The organism is Pseudoalteromonas sp. T1lg76 (assembly GCF_002964725.1).
Taxonomy (GTDB): Bacteria; Pseudomonadota; Gammaproteobacteria; order Enterobacterales; family Alteromonadaceae; genus Pseudoalteromonas.
The window spans coordinates 1-22394 of the sequence record NZ_PQCE01000043.1 but is presented as its reverse complement, the minus strand read 5'-3'; the positions used below and the strand labels follow the sequence as shown (position 1 = coordinate 22394).

The 22394-nt window shown below is 51.5% G+C and carries 20 protein-coding genes and 1 pseudogene; 11 read left to right on the top strand and 10 right to left on the bottom strand.

The genetic code is table 11. The features are described from left to right. Window positions 1-30: 30 nt before the first annotated feature. Complete coding sequence (locus tag C2M35_RS14610) at window positions 31-924, bottom strand: DUF808 domain-containing protein (protein ID WP_105199272.1); 894 nt, start codon at window positions 922-924, stop codon at window positions 31-33. An 82-nt stretch (window positions 925-1006) separates the two neighbouring features. Here C2M35_RS14610 and C2M35_RS14605 point away from each other — a divergent pair, with 82 nt between their 5' ends. The 4 genes from C2M35_RS14605 to C2M35_RS14590 all read left to right on the top strand — a co-directional run bounded on the left by C2M35_RS14605 (window position 1007) and on the right by C2M35_RS14590 (window position 4172). Further along, window positions 1007-1312: an MliC family protein gene (locus tag C2M35_RS14605; RefSeq protein ID WP_105265660.1), complete on the top strand. Its 306-nt coding sequence runs from the start codon at window positions 1007-1009 to the stop codon at window positions 1310-1312. Window positions 1313-1371: 59 nt separating this feature from the next. After that, window positions 1372-2838 (top strand): 4-hydroxy-3-polyprenylbenzoate decarboxylase, encoded by a 1467-nt coding sequence (gene ubiD / locus C2M35_RS14600; RefSeq protein ID WP_105265659.1) that lies wholly within the window; start codon window positions 1372-1374, stop codon window positions 2836-2838. A 61-nt stretch (window positions 2839-2899) separates the two neighbouring features. Then, window positions 2900-3613, top strand: coding sequence for an NAD(P)H-flavin reductase (gene fre, locus C2M35_RS14595; RefSeq protein WP_105265658.1), 714 nt, complete (start codon window positions 2900-2902; stop codon window positions 3611-3613). Between the two features lie 145 nt (window positions 3614-3758). Further along, on the top strand, window positions 3759-4172 hold the full coding sequence (locus C2M35_RS14590) for a CBS domain-containing protein (protein WP_105216204.1): 414 nt from the start codon (window positions 3759-3761) through the stop codon (window positions 4170-4172). Here the strand turns inward: C2M35_RS14590 and add are convergent, their stop codons facing one another. The 8 genes from add to cyaY all read right to left on the bottom strand — a co-directional run bounded on the left by add (window position 4173) and on the right by cyaY (window position 13777). Next, a complete protein-coding gene (gene add / locus C2M35_RS14585; protein WP_105216203.1) occupies window positions 4173-5180 on the bottom strand; it encodes an adenosine deaminase in 1008 nt (335 codons plus the stop codon). Between the two features lie 63 nt (window positions 5181-5243). Continuing rightward, on the bottom strand, window positions 5244-7904 hold the full coding sequence (locus C2M35_RS14580) for an ATP-binding protein (RefSeq protein ID WP_105265657.1): 2661 nt from the start codon (window positions 7902-7904) through the stop codon (window positions 5244-5246). A 10-nt stretch (window positions 7905-7914) separates the two neighbouring features. Beyond that, window positions 7915-9033 carry a heme biosynthesis HemY N-terminal domain-containing protein gene (locus C2M35_RS14575; protein ID WP_105265656.1) on the bottom strand — a complete coding sequence of 373 codons (1119 nt, stop codon included), beginning with the start codon at window positions 9031-9033 and terminating at the stop codon, window positions 7915-7917. 1 nt (window position 9034) lies between these two features. Beyond that, window positions 9035-10906, bottom strand: a complete 1872-nt coding sequence (locus C2M35_RS14570) for a uroporphyrinogen-III synthase (RefSeq protein ID WP_105265655.1) — start codon at window positions 10904-10906, stop codon at window positions 9035-9037. A gap of 27 nt (window positions 10907-10933) precedes the next feature. Continuing rightward, window positions 10934-11875 carry a hydroxymethylbilane synthase gene (gene hemC / locus C2M35_RS14565; RefSeq protein WP_105258350.1) on the bottom strand — a complete coding sequence of 314 codons (942 nt, stop codon included), beginning with the start codon at window positions 11873-11875 and terminating at the stop codon, window positions 10934-10936. Between the two features lie 18 nt (window positions 11876-11893). Continuing rightward, complete coding sequence (locus tag C2M35_RS14560; RefSeq protein WP_105199262.1) at window positions 11894-12775, bottom strand: DUF2914 domain-containing protein; 882 nt, start codon at window positions 12773-12775, stop codon at window positions 11894-11896. A gap of 21 nt (window positions 12776-12796) precedes the next feature. Continuing rightward, a complete protein-coding gene (locus C2M35_RS14555; RefSeq protein WP_105265654.1) occupies window positions 12797-13456 on the bottom strand; it encodes an alpha/beta hydrolase in 660 nt (219 codons plus the stop codon). Beyond that, complete coding sequence (cyaY, locus tag C2M35_RS14550) at window positions 13457-13777, bottom strand: iron donor protein CyaY (protein ID WP_105199278.1); 321 nt, start codon at window positions 13775-13777, stop codon at window positions 13457-13459. 146 nt (window positions 13778-13923) lie between these two features. On the opposite strand from cyaY, the gene lptM reads away from it, so the two are divergent. The 5 genes and pseudogenes from lptM to C2M35_RS14530 all read left to right on the top strand — a co-directional run bounded on the left by lptM (window position 13924) and on the right by C2M35_RS14530 (window position 17244). Continuing rightward, window positions 13924-14109, top strand: coding sequence for an LPS translocon maturation chaperone LptM (gene lptM / locus C2M35_RS14545; RefSeq protein ID WP_105199260.1), 186 nt, complete (start codon window positions 13924-13926; stop codon window positions 14107-14109). Window positions 14110-14171: 62 nt separating this feature from the next. Then, window positions 14172-15002, top strand: coding sequence for a diaminopimelate epimerase (dapF, locus tag C2M35_RS14540; RefSeq protein WP_105199259.1), 831 nt, complete (start codon window positions 14172-14174; stop codon window positions 15000-15002). Next, window positions 14999-15589, top strand: a pseudogene (locus tag C2M35_RS15840) (DUF484 family protein); the annotation flags it as partial. The gene dapF and the pseudogene C2M35_RS15840, both read left to right, overlap by 4 nt. An 18-nt stretch (window positions 15590-15607) precedes the next feature. Further along, window positions 15608-16540 (top strand): tyrosine recombinase XerC, encoded by a 933-nt coding sequence (gene xerC, locus C2M35_RS15835; protein WP_105199257.1) that lies wholly within the window; start codon window positions 15608-15610, stop codon window positions 16538-16540. Between the two features lie 11 nt (window positions 16541-16551). Continuing rightward, complete coding sequence (locus C2M35_RS14530; protein WP_105265652.1) at window positions 16552-17244, top strand: HAD-IA family hydrolase; 693 nt, start codon at window positions 16552-16554, stop codon at window positions 17242-17244. A 7-nt stretch (window positions 17245-17251) separates the two neighbouring features. Here the strand turns inward: C2M35_RS14530 and C2M35_RS14525 are convergent, their stop codons facing one another. After that, window positions 17252-17665 (bottom strand): GNAT family N-acetyltransferase, encoded by a 414-nt coding sequence (locus tag C2M35_RS14525; protein WP_105199255.1) that lies wholly within the window; start codon window positions 17663-17665, stop codon window positions 17252-17254. Window positions 17666-17832: 167 nt separating this feature from the next. Here C2M35_RS14525 and uvrD point away from each other — a divergent pair, with 167 nt between their 5' ends. After that, window positions 17833-19998, top strand: coding sequence for a DNA helicase II (gene uvrD, locus C2M35_RS14520; protein WP_105265651.1), 2166 nt, complete (start codon window positions 17833-17835; stop codon window positions 19996-19998). Beyond that, window positions 19943-22039: a GNAT family N-acetyltransferase gene (locus C2M35_RS14515; RefSeq protein ID WP_105265650.1), complete on the top strand. Its 2097-nt coding sequence runs from the start codon at window positions 19943-19945 to the stop codon at window positions 22037-22039. The genes uvrD and C2M35_RS14515 overlap by 56 nt, the downstream gene beginning before the upstream one ends. Window positions 22040-22394: the final 355 nt, after the last annotated feature.

Here is a 22394-nt window from a genome sequence, read left to right as displayed (position 1 = left end):
CATTTGCCGGGCTGACTTCTTTAGGATTTATCACTTTTTCAGCTGCTTGAATAAATGCAGGGCGATTACGACCACAAATCCAGCCAGTAACCCAACCAGGCCATTGGCGCCGTTAACTACCAAGGCCTCAACCACCCCACCGTATTGACCGGCCAGCTCACCCCAGTGACCAATAAGATGATGCAACGGCGCGATACCATGCACCAATATGCCGCCACCGACTAAAAACATGGCTATAGTCCCCAATACCGCCAGCGCCTTCATCAACCAGGGCGCTAAGGTCAGCAAAAATCGTCCCATTGCACGACTGATGGCGCTTTTAGCAGCAACGCCGCGCTGCAACAGATATAAACCAGCATCATCCAGTTTCACTATACCGGCCACTAAACCGTAGACACCCACAGTCATCACCACGGCTATTATCGACAGCACAGACACCTGATGGATAAAACTGGCGGTAGCAACCGTGCCAAGGGAGATCACGATAATTTCCGCGGAAAGAATAAAGTCGGTGCGTATCGCCCCCTTAATTTTTTCCTTTTCTGCTTCCGGAGTGAGCGGCTCAGCCAGGGCCGGATGCTCCGGCTGTTCTTCCTTGCCGTGAGCCAGCTTTTCCGCGCCCTCAAAACACAGGAATAAACCACCTAGCATCAACAAGGGTGTGATCAGCCAGGGAATAAAGGCGCTAATAAGCAGCGCCGCCGGCACCAGGATAGCTTTATTCAGCATGGAGCCTTTAGCCACGGCCCAGACCACGGGTAACTCCCTATCGGCGTTCACCCCGGAAACCTGCTGCGCATTAAGGGCCAGGTCGTCCCCCAGCACCCCGGCGGTTTTTTTGGTCGCCACCTTACTCATGGTAGCAATGTCGTCCAACAGAGCGGTGATGTCATCAAGAAGAGTCAATAAGCTTGCGCCAGCCATGGGCATTCCTTTAGCAGTGTTAAATGTGCCTTGTTAAGCTAATACGCTACACTGACGTTGTCCACAATTGCGGAGAAAAACAATGACTAAGGGACTGTTTTTGGCAATACCCGCAGCTCTGATACTCAGCGCCTGCAATGAACTGCCCAAAACCCAGGAAGGCAATACTGCCATAAACTACCGCTGTGATTCGGGGGCCATATTCAGTGTTCGCTTTAACGCCGAGCGCGCAACTCTGACTTTGGGCCAGGCTACTCACACCCTGATTGGCGAGCGTGCCGCCTCCGGCGCAAAATACAGCAATGAGGAACTCACCTTTTGGGGCAAGGGTGATAACAGCATACTGATGCTCAACGACGAAACCTGGCAGTGCCAGCGCAGTGATTGATCGCTTTTGCGTCGCCATCAAGTATAATGCGGCAAACACCCGAGGCTTACAGAGGCGTAATGAAATACAAAGACTTAAGAGACTTTATCGCGTTGCTTGAAAAGCGCGGCGAGCTCAAGCGGATCAGCCAGCCCATTAGTACCCATTTGGAAATGACCGAAATTGCCGATCGCACCTTGCGTGCCAAGGGCCCGGCCTTACTATTTGAGAACCCGGTCGGCTATGATATCCCGGTGCTTGCAAATCTCTTCGGTACGCCAGAGCGCGTGGCTTTAGGCATGGGTCAGGATAATGTCGCAGCCCTGCGCGAAGTAGGTCAGTTACTCGCCTTTTTAAAAGAGCCCGAGCCTCCTAAGGGCATTAAGGAAGCGCTGGGACAGATCCCGGTATTTAAACAAGTCCTCAATATGCCCGCCAAGGAAGTAAAAAAAGCCCCCTGTCAGCAGGTAGTGCTCAGCGGCGATGAGGTCGACCTGACCAAACTACCCATCCAACATTGTTGGCCGGGCGATGCAGCCCCGCTTATTACCTGGGGTCTGACGGTCACTAAAGGGCCCTATAAAAAGCGCCAGAATCTGGGTATTTACCGCCAGCAACTGCTTGGTAAGAACAAGATCATTATGCGCTGGTTATCGCACCGTGGTGGTGCCTTAGACTTTCAAGAATGGTGTAAGGAAAATCCAGGGGAGCCCTATCCGGTTTCCGTTGCCCTGGGTGCCGATCCAGCCACCATTTTAGGTGCGGTTACGCCTGTGCCGGATACCTTAAGCGAATATGCCTTTGCCGGTTTGTTGCGTGGCAGCAAAACCGAAGTGGTGAAATCCATATCCAATGATCTGCAGGTGCCCGCCAGTGCGGAAATCGTGCTTGAAGGTTATATAGCTCAAGGTGAGCTGGCACCAGAAGGCCCGTATGGCGACCACACCGGCTATTACAATGAAGTGGATGATTTTCCGGTGATGACGGTGACCCATATTACCCATCGCGAAAACCCTATTTATCACAGCACCTATACCGGCCGCCCACCCGATGAGCCGGCCATTCTAGGCGTGGCGCTGAACGAAGTATTTGTGCCTATTTTGCAAAAGCAGTTCCCGGAAATCGTTGACTTCTACTTGCCGCCGGAAGGCTGTTCGTATCGCATGGCGGTGGTAACCATGAAGAAGCAATATCCTGGCCATGCAAAACGGGTGATGATGGGCGTGTGGTCCTTCCTGCGCCAGTTTATGTACACCAAGTTTGTGATCGTCTGTGATGATGACGTTAATGCCCGCGACTGGAATGACGTGATCTGGGCCATAACCACACGTATGGACCCGGCACGCGATACCACCTTGGTAGAAAATACCCCTATCGACTACCTGGATTTTGCCTCGCCGGTTTCCGGCCTGGGCTCAAAAATGGGTATGGATGCAACCAACAAATGGCCCGGTGAAACCGACCGCGAATGGGGCGAGCCCATAGTGATGGATGAAGCCACCAAGCAAAGAGTCGATGAAATATGGGACTCCCTGGGCATAGACTAAGTGCCTGTTAATTGGCCTTCTATGGTAGGCTAGCAGTTAAGAGTTAGAAGCAAGGTAAAACATGCAAACATTACAAGCGAACGTGCAAAGTATTTCGCCACTCACAGAATTCGTTTACAAGGTTATTTTGACGCCCAACGAAGCGGCTCAATTTGAAGCGGGTCATTATTGCCAACTGGTACTAGGAGAAAAGGACAAGCGCGCATTTTCAATCGCCAGCCGCCCCAGCCAGCAGCATGCAATCGAATTGCATATTGGCGCCTCAGGTGCAGACTCCTACGCCATGCAAGCGCTTGAGCACCTGAAAGAGCATCTTGCCAATGGCACTCAGGCAACGCTCGAAGTGGGCCTGGGTGTATCTCAGCTACGTCTTGATTGTGACCGTCCACTGGTTCTTTTGGCGGGAGGCACCGGCTTCTCCTATGTTAAGTCGATGGCTGACCATTTGGCCGAAGTTGGCTGCGACCGTCCGGTATTTTTCTACTGGGGAGTGAAGCATGAAGATGCCCTTTACGCCAAAGAAGAAATGGAAGCCTGGGCCGCCAGCAACCCGCATTTCACCTTTATCCCGGTGGTTGAACAACCACAGGGGCAGTGGCGTGGCCACACCGGCTTAGTACATCAGGCGGTGATGAAAGACATAGTGTCGTTAGAACCCTACACAATTTATATGGCCGGACGTTTCGATATGATAGGTGCGGTACGCGATGACTTTATCGAGCACGGTGCCCTGCGCGAGCATATGTATGCGGATGCCTTTGCCTTTATCAAATAAGCTTGAGCACAGTTTAGCTTAGTTAATTGAAAAGAGGCCCAGGCCTCTTTTCTGTTTTTCAGAACACATCAATAGTTTTAATTCATTTTACCTATCAATTAACCAGCCCTAGACTACTCCTATCAACCACGATAGGAGTGCGACCATGTTCAATATCAAAGTCTCAGATATTATTAAGCGAACCTTTTTATCCATCAGCCCAGATCTTGAGCTCACCGCAGCGATTGATTTACTGCTTAAACATCAGGTGATTGGTGCTCCGGTGATCGATGATTCGGGAAAGTTATTGGGTTATTTATCGGAGCAAGACTGCTTGGCGCCGCTGACCACCAACAGCTACTTTTGTGATGGCCGTATCCAGGTGCGTGAGGTGATGAGCCAGGATGTGCTTACCTGCCAACTCGACGACTCTTTACTTGATTTAGCCGCGCGCATGCGCCGCCACAATCTACCCAAACGTTATCCAGTTATTGACCAAGGGAAAGTTATTGGCATGGCCGAGCGCTCGCAGGTGTTACAAGCGCTCTCACAAAGTTACCGCAGCTGCAGCGCTGCCTGATTATGCTTCGCGAGCGGCCGCTTTTGCTTTTAAAGCGGCTTTATCGCCATCGCTTAAGTAAGCGATTTCTAACGCATTGGCCTGAGCCAGCTCGATATCTTCCTTGCTCAAGCCAGCTTGATAAGCCGCATTTTGATATTCGTTGTCAAGCTCTATGCCCTGCACCGCCGGATCATCGGTATTAATCGATGCCAAGATGCCGTGCTCAAGGAAGCGCTTCAATGGATGGGTATGAATATCGGCAACCGTACTGGTAAGCACATTACTGGTCAGGCAAGACTCGATACCTATGCGGTTATCGCGCAGGTAATCCATTAATTTGGCATCTTGTATAGCATTGACGCCATGACCGATACGATCGGCTCCCAAGCCTTCAATGGCCTGCCAGATGCTGCTCGAATCCTGCGCCTCACCGGCATGCACTGTGGCACGCAGGTCGGCCTTGTGCACCTGTTTAAAGTGGTCCACAAATAAGTCACCGGGAAAGCCCAGCTCATCACCGGCTAAATCAACCGCCACCATCTGTTCTTTAAAGGCCAAAATGGCCTCCAGCTCTTGCTGACATTTTTGTTGTCCGAAGGTGCGCGACATAATGCCAATCAGGTTTACCTTGATGTCGTGCTCACGCACGGCGCTATGAATACCATCGACCACGGCTTCAACCACGCCTTGTGGATGCAGGTTATGACTCATCGCCATGTAGTAAGGGCTAAAACGCAGCTCAGTGTAGTCTATGCCTTGGGCCACGGCATCCTCGACATTTTCTATGGCAATGCGACGACAGGCGTCGTAGTCACCTAAAACCTTTACACCCCAGTCGAGCTTTTCTAAAAAAGCCATCAGGTCAGGGGCTATCTCAACGACCTGTACATGCGGACGCAAGGATTCAAGATCGTCACCTGGGAGCTGTATATTGAACTGTCGGCCCAACTCGAGAATGGTAGTGGCGCGCACATTGCCGTCTAAATGGCGATGCAGGTCGAGTAAAGGTAGTTGGCGATTGATCATCATGACCCCCAAGTGTGTAGATAAAATTGCGCGCATCATACGCATATGCACAATAAATTCAAGTTAGTACGAACGAGTGCCCGCTCGTCGAGCCAGCTGCCTGGCGATACTGCTAAAGAGCGTGTTGGCCTCGATAGGCTTAACCACATAGTCGTCCATGCCGCATTGCTGCGCCAGCTTTACATCCCGCTCCTGAGCATTGGCGGACAGGCCGATAATGGGTAGGTCACTGAGCAGCAGCTCATTGCGGATCTCCCGAGTGGCCGTCAGACCGTCCATGTTCGGCATCTGTATATCCATCAGCACCAGGTCATAATGTTTACGGCCCACCATGGCTACCGCCTCAACCCCATCATTGGCGATATCTGGCTGGGCGCCCTTACCCTCAAGCATGGCTTTAGCGACCTGCTGATTAAGAGGATTATCTTCCACCAGCAAGATGACCACATCCGTTAAGTCTATCTGGATCTCCTCACCGCGCTGCGGCGGCATATCCTGACGCATTGGCAAACTGGATTGCTTGGGCAGATAAACGCGAAAGCAGGAACCCTGACCTTCTTCGCTTTCCAGCTCGATGCGCCCGCCCATCAAGCTCACCAGCTTTTGGCAGATACTCAGGCCCAGCCCAGTGCCGCCAAAGCGTCGTGAGGTCGAGCCATCGGCCTGTGAGAAGGGCTTAAATAATTGCTTTTGAATCTCTTTGCGCATGCCTATGCCGGTGTCGCTGACGCTAAAACAGAGCTCGTCTTGAGCATCGGCTACCTTTAAGCGAATGGCACCCTGCTGAGTAAACTTCACCGCGTTGTTTAAAAGATTTAGCAGCACCTGCTTTAAGCGGATCATATCGGCATAAAAGACAGGCGCCACATCGGCGTCAACTTCATAATCGACCAGCAGGCTTTTATGACTGGACTCTACCTCGACCAATTGCTGTAATTCGGCACACAGCTCATCTATGACTATGGGCTCCTGGTGTAAGTCCAGTTTTCCCGCTTCCATCTTAGAAAAGTCGAGCAGATCATTAAGCACCCGCAGCAAGACACTCAAGGCATTATCCGCCTGCGCTACATACTGCTTGCCCTTGTGCCAATCCTCTTGCTGCATGGCAAGATAATGCAAACCCTTAATGCCGTTGATCGGTGTACGTATCTCATGGCCCATATTGGCCAAAAACTGTGATTTAGCGCTGTTGGCCGTGTCGGCCTTGACCTTTTCTTCGCGCAACACCTTGGTTTGCTTGGCGACCTGATCACGTACGCGAATATTGCTGCCGGTGATGGCAATTAAAAAGGTGGTCAACAACCAAACGAATAACATGCCCACCACTTGGGCATACCAGTAGCCGGACCATAAGGGACGCCCGCCCTGACGATAAATATTCAAACGCCACTGCCTTGATACGGTTGCCATATCCTGGCTCATGATCAGCTCATCATGCTCGGCCAGCGGTAAAATAGCCTGATGCGGCTCGGCGCTGATATCCAGCACTTCCACATCGATACCATCAAACGCCAGTTTAGCCAGTGCCGATTGTTTCAACAGCGGCAGGCTTATCACCGCAGCCACATAACCAATTAGCTGAGCGTTGGCATCCGGCACCTCAGCCATCACCAAAAAACCCAGAGCGCCCTCGGGACTGCTTTCAAGTGCAAATGCCGGGGTTACAAACAATGAACCTGGGTGCGCTAAAAGATCAGGAAAATAACGCTCCGCACTAATATCCAGACCGAACACACTTTTCAGACGCGGTGAAAACTGACCGTAAAATACGGGGAAATGATCCGGCCCAGCTTGGCGCTCAAAGCGCGAAAAAATCTGGTATTGCGCTATTCCCTCGGACCTTGCTTGCTGCTCAAAAGCTGCCACATCTTGTGGTGGCACCTTGGGCATCCACACCAAGGCATTAATCTCCGGGTTATAAGCCATTTGCTTACGGGTAAAGTCATCAAACTCGCGCCGTGACACATTATGGCTATGGGCCATAAAGGACGCCAAAATCTGAGTATTAGCGCCCAATCGAGTGAACACAGTCTCCAGTTGCTCGACTATCACCTGAGCCTGAGAATTATAATAACGCTGATTTTGCTCCTTCTTGGCATTGGCCGCCAAATAGAAGGTAACGCTTATCACTGCATAGATGATCAGTGAGGGCACCACCACCTGAAGACGATGACGCACCACTTCAAAGTTAAAGCCGGCAAGTAACAAGGGGGTAAAAATCATCACCCCGATACTGTCGCCTATCCACCAGGTGATAAAGTTTTCCCAGCGCCCGGATGCCGGGATCACACCATTGGCAATCGACAACTCGGTACCGACCGCAGCGGCAATAATACAGACCAAGGGGCCGCCGACCAGGATACTGACCATGCTGCTTTTTAAATCGGATAGATCAAGAGGAGCGCGCAACACCCGAGTAATGAGCCAGTAGCCTAAAAAAGCCTGAAAGGTCGACGCTAAGGTGACTAAGGCGGCCTGACTGGCCACCTGCCAGTGGAGGATCCCCTCGATATTCTCAAGATGCAGTGTATTGGTAAGAAGGGCGCCAATAATGATCCCCAGCAGGGCACGGCGTCCGGCAATCAACAATGCCGCCAGGGCGATGCCAGAAGGTGGCCAGGAGGCCACGGCATAGCCCTCAACAGACAAGAGGGTATTACTTAAAAATCCGGTAATAAAGTAACCAAGGGCAACAACTAGGCTTAGGTTGAATAGGTTCTTCATTACCTCCTCGCTAGTGCTGACTGTGGTCGAGAACGAGTAAGGCTTTCTCCGCTTGCCCTGTGGCACGATAGCTTTGCATGGCCCGCTGTGGGTGCGGCAGGCGTTGTTGTTGCGCCAGGACCTTGTCGAAAATTCGCGCGGCCAGCTCATGTTCACCCTGGCTTTGTGCCAGATAAGCCAGACATACCAGCATTTCTGGTTCGTCGGGCTGCTTTTTCAGCTCGGCCTGCAGGGCTTTTTGTACTTCTTCTACCTGGCCATATTCAATCTCGCTTAGCACAGACAAGAGCTGCGAGTACTCATTACGCTTAAGCAGCTTTTTCAGCTCCTCTTGTACCGCGGCAATTCCTCCGGTGCGCACCATGGCACGCAAATAATGGGTGTGGCCACCGCTGCGTACCGCTTTAGGCAGATCGCCATTGCGCTTTTGTAAGCTGGTCACCGAGTCGCTATCGAAATATGCGCGCAGGGCCCAATCCCACTCATTTTCATCAAAGCTTTGCGCCTTGATTAAACGCGGGGCTAGCTGGGCAAATTCACTGAACTTATGCAGCTTTAACAGCACATTGGCGTAAAGTTTTAACTGATGCGCCGTGGCTTTTTTACTGGCACATTGGCTACGTAATGTGGCCAGCACCTCGGCTTCGCTGTGCGCCGCCAGCCAGAGATTGACCGGCTCGCTGCGATTCTTATCCGACAACTCATCCAAAAGATTCAGGGCAAAGTCCCGCTCCCCTTGTTGCAAACGCGCTTTAGCCTGCATGGCCAAAGAGAAGTCACGCCATTTTTCGTCAACACTGCCCTTGCTAAGGGTGTGCTGCAGTTGCTGCATATCGTCGTTGATCAATGCCCATAACGCCTGCTCCAGCACCGCCTGTTTACGCTCTTTGCTGCGAGCAAAAAAGCCATGGCGCACATTGCGATAGCTGTTGATCACATAACGCAACAGACAAAACAGCAGGTAACCACCAAACAGGGTTAACAGGGTTAGGATCACAAAACTGACTATGCTGCCTTCAACCGTCCATTGACCAAAGGCAATCAACACATAGCCCTTTTCGTCAATCAGCCAAGGGGCCACCGCGGCCACCAGGGCGATAAGGCCGAAAATTATAAGCAGTCTCACCATATCAAGACTCCTTTAAGGCGCTAACTGTGGCCAAGTTGATCGGCTGCGCTGGCGTTAGCTGTTGCAGTCGCAACTGCTTCAGCTGACTTAAAAACTGGCTGGTTTGCGGCTGTGATAAATCAAAGTAACGGGTGATCAGATCCGCTGAGCTTTGTAATGATTGCTTGTAGAGATCAACATACTGGTGAGTGGCAGCAAAGCCCGCCTGATCAAGATTGAAATGCAGACGTTGTTTAATTAAACGTTGTTGCTCATGGTCCAGTAAAGGCTCTATTGTCGCCTCGCGCTTACGCACCTTGATAAAGTCATCCACCAGCTTATCCCAGGTACGACCTAAATTAGTACGCCAGTCGGAAACACTCTCTGAGAGCTCTTGCTTATCCGCTGCCACCGTTTCCTCGGCCAGATCGACCATATTAAAGGCCAGTTTATCAACCTGTTGCCCTAAACCATGTAAGGTCAACACGGTGGCTTGCACATCCGCCAACTCGATGCTGGCCAGGGTTTGTAAATCGCTGTGAATGGCTCGTCTTAACTGAGCATTACCCGGATAGCTGGCCAGCAGCGCATCGGCACGCTCAAGCACAGTAGCGGCACCGGCATAGTTGCTTTCAGACCAAATTTTAAAATCCGCCAGAGCCACCAAACGACGTAATTCGTTCATATCCAATGGCGGCTGGGTATTATCTTTTGCCGCAGCAATACTTTGCTCAACATGAGTGATCATGGAGCGTTGATTGGCACTTAGCTGGCGACTGATGTCGTCATTAAAATCCTGTCGCCATTGCTGAGTTTGCTGCTGCTGAGTTTGTTGCGTATCACGTAAGGCCTGAATTTGCTCAGCCAGCGCCTGATTGGCACCTTGCAGCTGCTGCACCTGCTGTTGCATTTGCACCAGCGCCGCATTTTCCTGCTCGGTCGCATGGCTTTGCTGCTGATACTGATGCCAATATAAATAGCCTGTCCCAGCTCCGCCGCCCAGAGCAATCAACAAAGCCAATAAACCAACCTTGCTTACGCCTTGTTTGGCGGGCGCCCTGCCCGATTGCACTTTTGGCGCAGGCGCTTTTGCTGTGGCCGCCGACGTATTAGAAGGCGCTGATTCCGGCTCTGGCTTTTCGGGCTGCTCGCTCATATTGATTTCCTGCTCACTGTCGATACACGCGGCGATGGCCTGGTTAGTCACGCCTGCGGCAATACTAATATGGTCCGTGGCCACACCTTGCTGTTCTAAATGCGCCCCAGTTCTAGCACTAACAATATAGAAATGTCGCGATTTAAGCCACTGTAATAATTGCGGATCTTGGCTGGCAAAGATGGCATCGACGCTGCTGTTACTGGTTATGACCAAGGCATCGACCTGATCCTGCCGCCATTGCTGCAACCAGGCATCACTGCTCGGCTGCGCCGCAGTGCGCTGATACACCACCAGCGGATTGATAAAGGCGCCACGTTGTTTCAGGGTTTTGGCAAGCAAGGTACGTCCGCCTCGGCCCTTAACCAAGACCACATTTTTCCCTTCGACCTGCTGCAGCTCGGGCAGTGCAATCATACCTTCTGAATCATGACGCTCCGGCACCAGGGCACGGCATTTAAAATAACTCTCTAAAGCCTCTGCGGTGGCTTCACCCACGGCTACACATTGCACACTGGCGGGCAAACTGGGCCGTTGTTGATGCAAACCTATAACCGCATCCTGAGAAACGAAAACAGCAATATCGGCTTCATTCAGGGTCGCCAACTCTTGTTCATCACTGGCCAGATAATCAATATTCAACACTGGGCATTGAGTCACCTTATGCCCTTGTACAACAAGTAAATCAGCCAGTTCTTGCCCCTTACCCTGGGGCCGAGTTACAACAATATGTGCCATTGCCTGCGCCTTCGTTATCGTCCAGTTTTATTTTATTTCGCCATATACCTCGGCCAGAATCACATCGGCCCCTTGAGCCAGAAGTTCTTCCGCCAGGCTTACACCTAGTTGCTGCGCTTCACCAATAGAGCCCTTGGCCTCGGCCCGTAAAATACGTTTGCCATCAAGCGAACCCACCAGACCACGCAGATAGACCTGCTCACCTTCAATCACGGCATAGGCTCCGATTGGCACCTGACAACCACCTTGCAAGCGGCGGTTCATAGCGCGCTCGGCATCAACGCGAATACGAGTTGGCGTATGCTCAAGCGGTGCCAGCAGGGCTTTAATTTGCTCATCATCGCTGCGACACTCAATACCCACGGCACCCTGACCATTGGCTGGCAAAGATTCTTCGGCACTGATGTAACTGCGGATACGGTCGCTCATTTCTAAACGGATCAGGCCGGCGGCGGCGAGGATAATGGCATCGTACTGGCCTTCGTCCAGTTTCGCCAAGCGGGTATTCACGTTACCGCGCAGATCGCGAATATCGAGATCGGGACGACGCTCTTTAAGCTGGCACTGACGGCGCAAGCTTGAAGTACCTACTACGGCACCCTCGGGCAGGCTGTCAATATCGGCATAAAGGTTAGAAACAAAGGCATCACGCGGGTCTTCACGCTCACAAATGGTGTGCAGCTCCAGCCCAGCTGGAAAGTCCACCGGCACATCCTTCATGGAGTGCACCGCGATATCGGCTCGGTCTTCCAGCATGGCCTGCTCTAATTCTTTTACGAACAAGCCCTTACCGCCAACTTTTGCCAAAGGGGTATCGAGGATAATGTCGCCCTTGGTGGTCATGGTCACCAGTTCGACTTCAATATTTGCATGATGGCGCTCTAATTCAGCCTTTACAAATTCGGCTTGCCACAAAGCTAGGGCACTTTTACGAGTGGCAATTCGCACTCGCTGAGTTGCAGTTGTCATGTAATTCCTAATTCAAAGTTAAGGCTTGGCAATTAAGCGAAACTCTCTTGTTGCCAATAACTTATTATTGTTATCTCGTAATTCTACACGCCACAAACCAACTTGGCTGGGCATAATATGTTTAGATGAAAAGGTGCGATAACGAGCCGTGTGTACGCCGAGTTCAACCCGCGCCATCTGTTGCTCTTCAAAATACCAAATATGGCTGACTTTTTGCCCTTGCAGGCCGTGCAGTTCAGTGAAAAATACCAGGCTGGTATCAAAGTCACCCATATTAATCTCACGACCCAGCGCACTGACCGGCTCACGATCTTGCACTTGTGTGGTTAATACAGCTCGGCTCACTTTGTCGGTATCAATTTTGCTGCCCTGGGCCAGGTTGGCAACCTTGGCTTCATCATTAAAATCGGCTGCAACTACACTGGGTTCAACCTCGGCTGTTTCGGTACGAATGGACTCGGACTGAATAGGCTCGACCTGAATAGGCTCGGCTGGTGCGGGTTCGGCTATAACAGGCTCGACTGGCTCAGCATTCACTTCTTGAACCTGGTTGACCTCGGCGGCCACCTGCTCAATCGGCTCGGCATCATTTTGCGCCTGGGCTTCAACTAACGACTCAGACTCTGACTCTGCAACCAGAGGCTGTTTATAAGCCGAACTCTCGCTGCTAACGACTGGCTCAGCGACTAATTGGCTTGTAGCTGATTCGACCTCAGAGACCCTGCTTTGTTCGGCATTGGCCGGGGTAAAAGCAGCATACCAAAGTGCGCCTATAGCAAAGGCGCCGACTCCAGCGACTGTGCCGATGCGATGCCAATGCCACTGATAGACCACATCCTTGCGGGCAATGCGCGGTGTATTATTATTCATGTTCGCCGTTATCACGATTTTTTGTCCCATGCGCTGGTTCCTAGATCTCTTTTAACTTAGTCGCTCTATCAGCCATTGTCGAATGGCCTCAAGCTCTTGTTCACAGACCTGGTGCGCCATGGCATAAGTTTGCCAGGACACCGCCATCCCTTGCTCCTGCAAACAATCAAAGGCCTGTTTGCCAGCCGCTAATGGCACCACGTTGTCAAACTCGCCATGGGCCATAAAAATACTAAGGTCTTTATGTATCGCCTGCTCGGCCAGTAACTCCGGCTGCGACATATAGGTCGATAGCGCCATGACTCCGGCCAGCTTATGCTGATAGCGCGGCGCCAAATGCAAGGCAATCACGCCACCTTGCGAAAAGCCGGCAAGAATAATCTTGTCTGCCGGTATCCCGGCGGCGATTTGCTCATCAATTAAGTCGCTAATGCGCTGCGCTGATTGTTGCACACCCTGAGCATCGGCACGTTTATCCAGATCAAGGGATTTAATGTCGTACCAGGCACGCATTTCCATGCCGCCGTTAATGGTCACGGCTTGAACCGGCGCGTGAGGAAATAAGAATTTCACCCCAAGCTCTTCGGGCAGGGCCAAATGAGGTGCCACGGGGGCGAAACCATCACCTGAATCTCCTAAACCGTGCAACCAGATCACGGTCGCTTTATGAGTTGGGCTATTAAAATAGCTGGCACCGTCGAATTGACTCACTTAATCATGCTCCCAGCGAATTTCAACACCCGCCTGCTTGGTGGCCGCATCACACATAAACTGCCAAAACTCGGCGCCGGAACGATTATCTATCCATTGCTCGCCGTGCAATTCAAAGTGGTGGCCGTTAAATTTAGTGGCAACCCATACCTGATGCAGCGGCGCCTGCTTGTTAATCACTATCTTGCTGCGGTCCGGGAAGATGATTTCCAATATCCCCGCCGCCGACTCATAGTCTAAATCCGCATCTAAATCGTCGATCTGATCTTCTATGGTCAACATCAATGCATCGGCCAGCTGATGATACTGGGTGTCGGTCATGGTGGTTTCACTCATTTGGCTTGCGCTCCTGTCCTGGCGGTGACGTTGTGAAGGGGAAATAATTCAACAGCAACGACTACATTTTCGGTATTTTCTGTTACTCTGCGATTATAAAACGAGTCATATTAATTATCTATCGAATCACTATGTATAACAGTCACCGATTGCCTCACCTTGTTGTAGCCGTCAGCTTAACGCTACTAAGCGCCTGTGGTCAAAGTGGACCCTTATACCTGCCACAAGAGCAACCAGAAATTCAGCAGCCCGCCTCTGTGCAAGCGCAAGAGGGCGAGGCGCAAGTGCAGACCAACGACCCGCAACAGCAGCAATAAACCTAGAGTTGGCTGCGTTTTGCAGGCATAGTGATGGCATAGAGGGATGATGTAAGAGCGTTATGTTAGTTAACTTCTCCAAGATGCACGGGCTGGGAAATGATTTTATGGTCGTCGATAACGTGACCCAGAACATTTTTCTTTCCCGCGACCAAATCAAGCGACTGGCCGACCGTAACTTTGGCGTTGGCTTCGACCAATTGTTAATGGTCGAGGCGCCCTATTCGCCGGATTTAGACTTCCATTACCGTATCTTTAATGCCGATGGCAGCGAAGTGGAGCAATGCGGTAACGGCGCTCGCTGCTTTGCCCGCTTTGTACGTATGAAGGGCCTCACCAACAAGCATAAGATTGCCGTATCCACCAAGGGTGGCAACATGATCTTGTATATAGAAAAAGACGGTCAGGTCACGGTGAACATGGGACAGCCCATGCTCGAGCCCAAAGAAATCCCGCTTAAAGCCAGTAAACGCGAACTCACCTATATCCTGCGCCAGCAAGAACAAACCCTGTTTGTCGGTGCCGCATCCATGGGCAACCCCCATTGCGTGATCGAGGTTGATGATATCGACACCGCCGAGGTGCAAACCTTGGGACCTTTAGTAGAAGAGCATGAGCGCTTCCCGAAGAAGGTCAATGTTGGCTTTATGCAAGTGATAGATGAAAACCATATTAAGCTGCGAGTGTGGGAGCGCGGTGCCGGTGAAACTCTGGCCTGTGGCAGTGGCGCCTGTGCCGCCGCTGTAGTTGGACAGCTGCAGAATAAGCTAGGCAATAATGTCAAAGTTGATCTGCCCGGCGGTAGCTTGCAGATCCGTTGGCAAGGCGAAGGCCACGCGGTCAAAATGACGGGCCCCGCCGAGCATGTATTTGATGGACAAATAGCCCTATGAGTGAACTAAGCAAAGAGCAGATCGCCGCGTATCTCAAACTCAATCCGGACTTCTTTTTACAGCATCCCGAGGTGTTTGCACTGATGAACTTTGGTGCTCCCCACGAAAGTGTTGCCTCTTTGCAATTGCGCCAACAGCAAGTGCTGCGCGAACAAAACCAGGCTTTGCAACAGCAGTTACAGCAATTGGTGGCTCAGGCCAAACAAAATGAAAAGGTCTTTCAGGTGTTTAGCGCCTGCCATCGTCAGCTGATGCTGGATGCCGAGTTTGTCGAACTGGCTACTGGGCTGGAAGCCCTGATCTGCGAACAATTACACATCAGTGAGTGTAAGCTGATTAAGTTCACCGAAGACTTGCAGCCCTTGCTGGATAAACGCCTGCAAACTAACAATCACTACCTTGGCCGTTTATCGGAGCAGGAGCAGGCGCTGATCTTTGCCGGCCAAAGCAAAAGTTCCGCCCTCTATCTTATTGGCGAGCTGCAAACGCCTCTGGCAATTTTGGCCTTTGCCAGCGAAGACGAACTGCACTTTGAGCCAGCTCAGGACAGTTTGTTTATCTTCGAGTTTGTTAAAGCCCTGCAAGAGCGCCTTAACCGCCCTATCATGAGCGAGTCGCAGGCGCTCACCTTTGCCGTGATGACAGATGCCTGGCGCTCACCCGTGAGCGACTACCACAATTACCTGCGCTATGAAAAACAATACTCCAACCACACCCTGGAGCAATATCAGCGGCAACTCCTCGAGGTAGCCCGCTATTTTTATGATGACCGGGATGGCTGGTTGGCCATTAACGGCGACGATATCCGCCGTTATGCCATGTCGTTGCGCGCCAAGGGCTTGGGTGCCCGCACCGTTAACCTCAAACTCAGTTGCCTGCGTGCCTTTTTTCGCTTTTTACGCACCTATAATCCGCATCTGGATAATCCGGCCCAGTTTGTAAAGGGCCCCAAGTTTGATAAGCCGCTGCCCCGTAATCTGGATATTGAGCAGATGCATCAACTCCTTGAGATCGACGATGATGATCCACTCGCCATCCGCGATAAGGCGATGATGGAGCTGATGTACTCATGTGGACTGCGGATCAGCGAACTGGTCAACACCAACTGCAAGGATATCGATTTGCGCAGCGGTGAAATCCGCGTCCTGGGTAAGGGGAATAAAGAACGACTGGTACCGGTGGGCTCAAAGGCCATTGCCGCAGTTAACGCCTGGCTTAAAGTGCGCGGTGCCTTTATCGGCGCCGATGTCGATGCACTGTTTTTATCAAAACGGAAAACCCGTATTTCAGTGCGTCATGTACGCGAGCGCATGCGTGAATGGGGCGTCAAACAAGGCCTGAGTGCCCAGGTTCATCCCCATAAACTGCGCCACTCCTTTGCCTCTCATGTCTTGCAATCGAGCGGCGATCTGCGCGCGGTGCAGGAATTACTGGGCCACAGCAGTTTATCGGCCACCCAGGTTTATACCCATTTAGACTTTCAACACCTAGCCAAGGTATATGATAATACCCACCCCAGAGCTAAAAAACAGAAGTAAAGCCCTATACCATGATGCGATTTAATCGAGCCATAATGCCCGCCAAGGTCCTAAGTTTTGACTTGGACGACACCCTGTATGACAACCACCCTATCATCAAGGCGGCGTTGCAGGCACAGCAGGATTATTTGCTTACCCTACCGGGGTGGCTGGAGCAAGGCGATGATTTTTGGCTTACCTGCCGTCGCACCGTAATTGCCCGTGATCCGGCTCTGGCTCATGATGTTACGCAAATTCGTAAGCGAGCGCTCACTTACGCCATGAATAAGATCGGGGTAGAACAATACCACGCTGACAATGCCTATCAGATTTTTGCCGAAGCACGCAGCAAGATCACCGTCAGCGATGAGATATTAGCCCTGCTGGAGTCGCTTAAACGTAAATATCGGCTGATCGCCATTACCAACGGCAATGTCGATGTGTCCAAATTCAACCTCAAGGATCAGTTCGAGTTGGTTCTGATGGCCGGACCCGATGGCAAGTCCAAGCCTCATCGGGACTTGTTCGATCATGCCGCAGAGCGTCTTGGCGTTGCCAACCATGAAATCATTCATATCGGTGATAGCCTGGACACGGATGTGCAAGGTGCGAACAATGCCGGATGTCGCAGCATTTGGCTCAATAATCAAGGCATTCAATATGCCTACAAAGGCCTGCCTTGCTGTGAAATTGACGACATCATGGCATTGACACAGTTAGGTTAAATACAACTTAAAGTGCTTTTACCATATAGCTACGGCGCCCATCCAGGGGATAATCGGTCAAGGCGAAGACCTCCTTATAGCCATGGCGGCGATAAAAGTCGGGAGCTTGGAACTCCAAAGTATCGAGCACAGCTTTTGTCGCCCCCAAGTCCTTGGCTGCCCGTTCAAGTTTATAAAGCAGTTCGTTGGCATAGCCTTGCCCTCTTTCCTCGGGGTTGACCCATAGCCAATCGATAAGTAGCCAGTTGCCGAAGCACCGACCCGCAATTCCCGCAACCACTTCACCCTGCTCATTATTGACTCTAAAACCGAGATTTTGCCTTTGTACGGGCCAATGTGACTTGTTAAATGCAACCACCTGATCTTTAAGCCAATCACTTAGCTGCTCACTCGTGTCACTGACAATTTCGTACTGTCTCATTATCTAACTTCCAAAGTACCCATGGCGCCTATGTTAACTAATATGAGTACAAGCAGTTAGCGGTAAATTGCTTGCTGGGCGCATAACTGTTTATAAAAACAGTATTCTATTTAGCCAAAGCAGAACTCTTGTTATACTTGCCAAACTAACAATAGGTGGATGTGGCGATGGATGTATCTGAATTACTTGATGGCTTGAACGATAAACAACGAGAGGCGGTAGCAGCACCCTTGCAAAATATGCTGGTTCTCGCCGGTGCAGGCTCAGGTAAGACCCGGGTGTTGGTCCATCGTATCGCCTGGTTAATGCAGGTAGAAAACGCCTCACCCTATAGCGTTTTTGCGGTGACCTTTACCAACAAGGCGGCAAAAGAAATGCGCGCCCGGGTCGAACAAACCATCCAAGGTTCCGCCGGTGGCATGTGGATTGGCACCTTCCACGGATTAGCCCATCGTATTTTGCGTGCTCACCACCGCGAAGCCAAATTGCCTGAGTCTTTCCAAATTCTCGACAGCGATGACCAGCAGCGCATGATACGCCGTTTGCTTAAGGCCATGAATATCGATGAAAAGAAATGGCCGGCAAAGCATATCGCCTGGTATATCAGCGCCAAAAAAGATGAAGGCCTGCGCCCGGGTGACATCCAAGCCTATGACGTCAATGAACAACTTTTACAGCGAGTCTACAGCGCCTATCAAGAGGCCTGTGACCGCGCCGGATTAGTCGACTTTGCCGAGATCCTGCTGCGCTGCTATGAGGTTCTGCAGCAACAACCCACGCTATTGCGTCACTACCAGCAGCGCTTTGCCCATATTCTGGTGGACGAGTTCCAGGATACCAATACCATACAATACCGCTGGCTGGCACTGATCGCCGGTGATACGAATTCCATGATGATAGTTGGCGACGATGACCAGAGTATTTATGGTTGGCGTGGTGCCCGTATCGAAAACATCCAACGCTTTTTAGATGACTTTGACGCCGAAACTATTCGCCTGGAACAAAACTACCGCTCCACTGCGACCATTCTAAAAGCGGCCAATACGCTGATTGAGAACAACTCAGAGCGCATGGGTAAGAGCCTGTGGACCGATGGTAACCAGGGTGAGCCTATTTCCATCTATGCCGCCTTTAATGAGCTTGATGAAGCCCGTTTTATCGTTGGCAAAATAAAAACCTGGCTGCAAGCCGGTAATGCCCTCAGCGACAGCGCCATCTTATATCGTAACAACGCGCAATCGCGGGTGTTGGAAGAAGCCCTGCTACAAGAAGGTATGAAGTACCGTATTTATGGCGGTATGCGCTTCTTCGAACGCCAGGAAATCAAAGACGCCCTGTGTTATTTGCGTCTGGTCAGTAATCGCCAGGACGACGCCGCCTTTGAGCGCGTGATCAATACACCGACGCGCGGCATAGGCGACAAAACCCTCAGCCATATTCGTGACTGCGCCCGCGCCGAATCACTGCCGCTTTGGTATGCCGCCAAGGCCATCATTGAACAACAACATTTGTCTGGCCGTGCCGCCACCGCGGTAACCCGCTTCTTAGAGCTGGTCGATGGTATCGAAGCCCGTATCGGCGATCTCACCTTGGCGGAGCAAGCCAAATATGCAATTGAAAATACCGGCCTTATGGCCATGTATCAGGCAGAAAAAGGTGAAAAAGGCCGCGCCCGCGTAGAAAACTTGGAAGAATTAATCAACGCCTGCGAACAATACGAATTACCGGTAGACGAAGAGTTTTCATCGCCACTGCAAGGCTTCCTGGCCTACACTTCATTAGAATCAGGAGAGGGTCAGGCCGAAGAGCATGAAGATGCGGTGCAGATGATGACATTGCACTCAGCAAAAGGCCTGGAGTTTCCACTTGTGTTTATGGCTGGCGTTGAAGAGGGTATGTTCCCATCGCAACAAAGCCAGGAGGAAAGCGGTCGCTTAGAGGAAGAGCGTCGCCTTTGCTATGTAGGCATGACCCGCGCCATGGATAAGCTCTACATCACTCATGCGGAAGCCCGTCGCCTCTATGGCCAGGAAAAATATCACAGCCCGTCGCGTTTTTTACGTGAACTGCCCGATGACTGCATCGAAGAAATTCGCGTTAGAACCAAGGTCACCGCGCCGCAACAGTCGGGCCGTTTTAGCCCGTCGCTGACACAAGCGGCATTTGCCGATAGCGGCTTTAATCTAGGCCAACGCGTACTCCATGCCAAGTTTGGTGAGGGTACAGTATTGAATTATGAAGGTGCCGGGGCCCAGTCACGGGTGCAGGTAAACTTTGATGACGTCGGCAGTAAATGGTTGGTCACCGCCTATGCTCGCTTGCAAGCACTCTGAAGTAACTAGCTTACTCACCCAATTAAAGCGCCAGCGATGGCGCCAAGCACTGTTATTGCGTGGCGAACGACAATGGTGCTACGAGCAATTAATAGCGCTCCAGAAACTGACAGCCGCTCCATGGTATGTGCTTAGCAATAATGAACAGCTTAGCCAGGCCCAGTGGCCGCATCATCTGCACCAGATCCTGGGGCAAGAGCATGCCCACGGCGCTTACGACTGTTACAGCGGCTTTTATGCCGACAAACTCGCAGCACTGGCGGGCACGGTGCAAGCCGGGGGCTTGCTGGTGCTTATGCTGCCAGAAGATACCCAGGCCTTTATCGACCCGGGCATGGATAAGCTGGTTTCTTACGGTTACTCCACACCAACACAAAGCCATTTTTGGGCCTGGTTAGAACAGCAACTAGTAGAAACCGACTTTATTAGCATCAAGCAATCCGAGGCTAACGCAAACGATATTAACTTGGTTGCCGACACACCTGACTGCAATGCTGAAGCGGATACCCGTGAGCAGCAAGAGGTCGTAGCGCAAATCATTAAAACCGCCAAGGGTCGGGCACATCGCCCACTATTAATTAGCGCCGACCGGGGTCGTGGCAAGTCTGCCGCATTAGGTATAGCCGCCGGCCAGCTGAGCGATAAACGCATCATCTTATGTGCCATTCAGCGTAGAGCGGTAACTAGCGTGTTTAAACACCTGAGCCAAACGGCATCCCTTCTTGAAGCCAAGGACACAGATCTGAGTCTAGGTAATGTTGAATATATGCCTCCGGATCGCGTCCTGCACGAGCAACCCAGTTGTGATCTACTCTTTGTCGATGAAGCGGCCACCCTACCGATACATATTCTTAAGCGGCTGTTGGCTATCTATCCACGCGTGGTCTTTGCCAGCACCTTGGCCGGTTACGAAGGTAGTGGCCGGGGTTACACCCTACGCTTTAAAGCCTATTTGCAAAGGCACTACCCTAATTTTAGCGAGCGCGTTTTAAACGAGCCCTTTCGCTACGCCTCGGGTGATCCCTTGGAACAGGGGATCAACAAATTACTGGTGCTTGATGCCGCCAGTAAGGAACTTCAGCCCTGCGAACAAGTATTAACTCATACTTCTATCGATGTGGCTCAGCTACGCGCGCAGCCGGAGCTGCTAAAGCAGGTATTTGCTTTACTGGTGCTGGCCCATTATCAAACCTCGGCCAATGACTTTCGCCAATTACTGGATGCGCCGGGACAGCGTATTTACCTGAGCCGAAAAGGCGAGCAACTGGTCGCCGTGGCCGTTATTACCTTGGAAGGTCGCTTAGATGAAAAGATGGCGGCCCAGGTTGTCAGTGGTGAACGTCGCCCGCAGGGGCACTTACTCGCTCAAAGCCTGGCTCAGCTAAGCGGTGAGTCACAATTGGCGCAGCTATCCTGCGCGCGTATAGTGCGCATTGCCGTGCATCCACAATTGCATCACCTGGGTATAGGTAGCGCGTTAATGGACTTTATCGGTGACGATCTCACAAAACACAAGGTTGCCATACTTGGCACCAGCTTTGGCGCCCATGCCAGCCTGCTGGAGTTTTGGCAACGTCTTGGTCTCAACACCATTAAGCTGGGCATTAAGCGGGATCATGTCAGCGGTGAATACAGCGCCTTAATGGCAAAAGGGCTCACTGAACAAGGCACCCAACTATTGTCACCGGTTATCAAGGCTTGGCAAAAGGATCTGCCACACCTAATAGCGCATTATTTTGCCGATTTGGATAGTCGTCTGTTACTGAAACTATTATGCGAATGCCCCAAGGCCGAACCCAGCCAGGCCGATCATCATACCCTAATGCGCTTTACCCTGGGTCAGATCCCGCTAGCACAAGCCTATGGCGCCCTGCGGCGCTATCTTCAATCAAACTGGTTGTCACTTGCTATGGCGCCTAAAGAAACTCAAGAAGTGATTCTTGCGCTCATATTTAACAGCGTGGATGCCAAGCCTGCCGAACTGAGTAAAAAACAGTACCAGCAGCTGATCAAAAACTTCATTCAACAGCTTCTAAAATAATCTTGTAGACCGGGGTTTGACGCCAAGGAGGGCGCTAGTAGAGCAATGCAGGAGCATAGTGCCGATAACCCCAACAAGGTGCAGTTCCATGCCGCAATGTCGGCCTAAAAGGCCGACCTACAAACGCAAAAAACCCGCTGCATTGCTGCAACGTGTTTCTTAAATAGGGCCCTGGCTCGCTACGAAGTAGGATGTTCTACTTTCACATGGCAAATGCCACGCTATCCTCGACCGGGGCCGGCCATCCGGCTGTTTCGTTTCACTACTGAGTTTGGGTGACGAGAAACCGAAGCCCCGCTTCGCAGTTCGAGGAAGTGACAAATCTGTCTGGAACAGATTTGAACAGCGTTAGCTG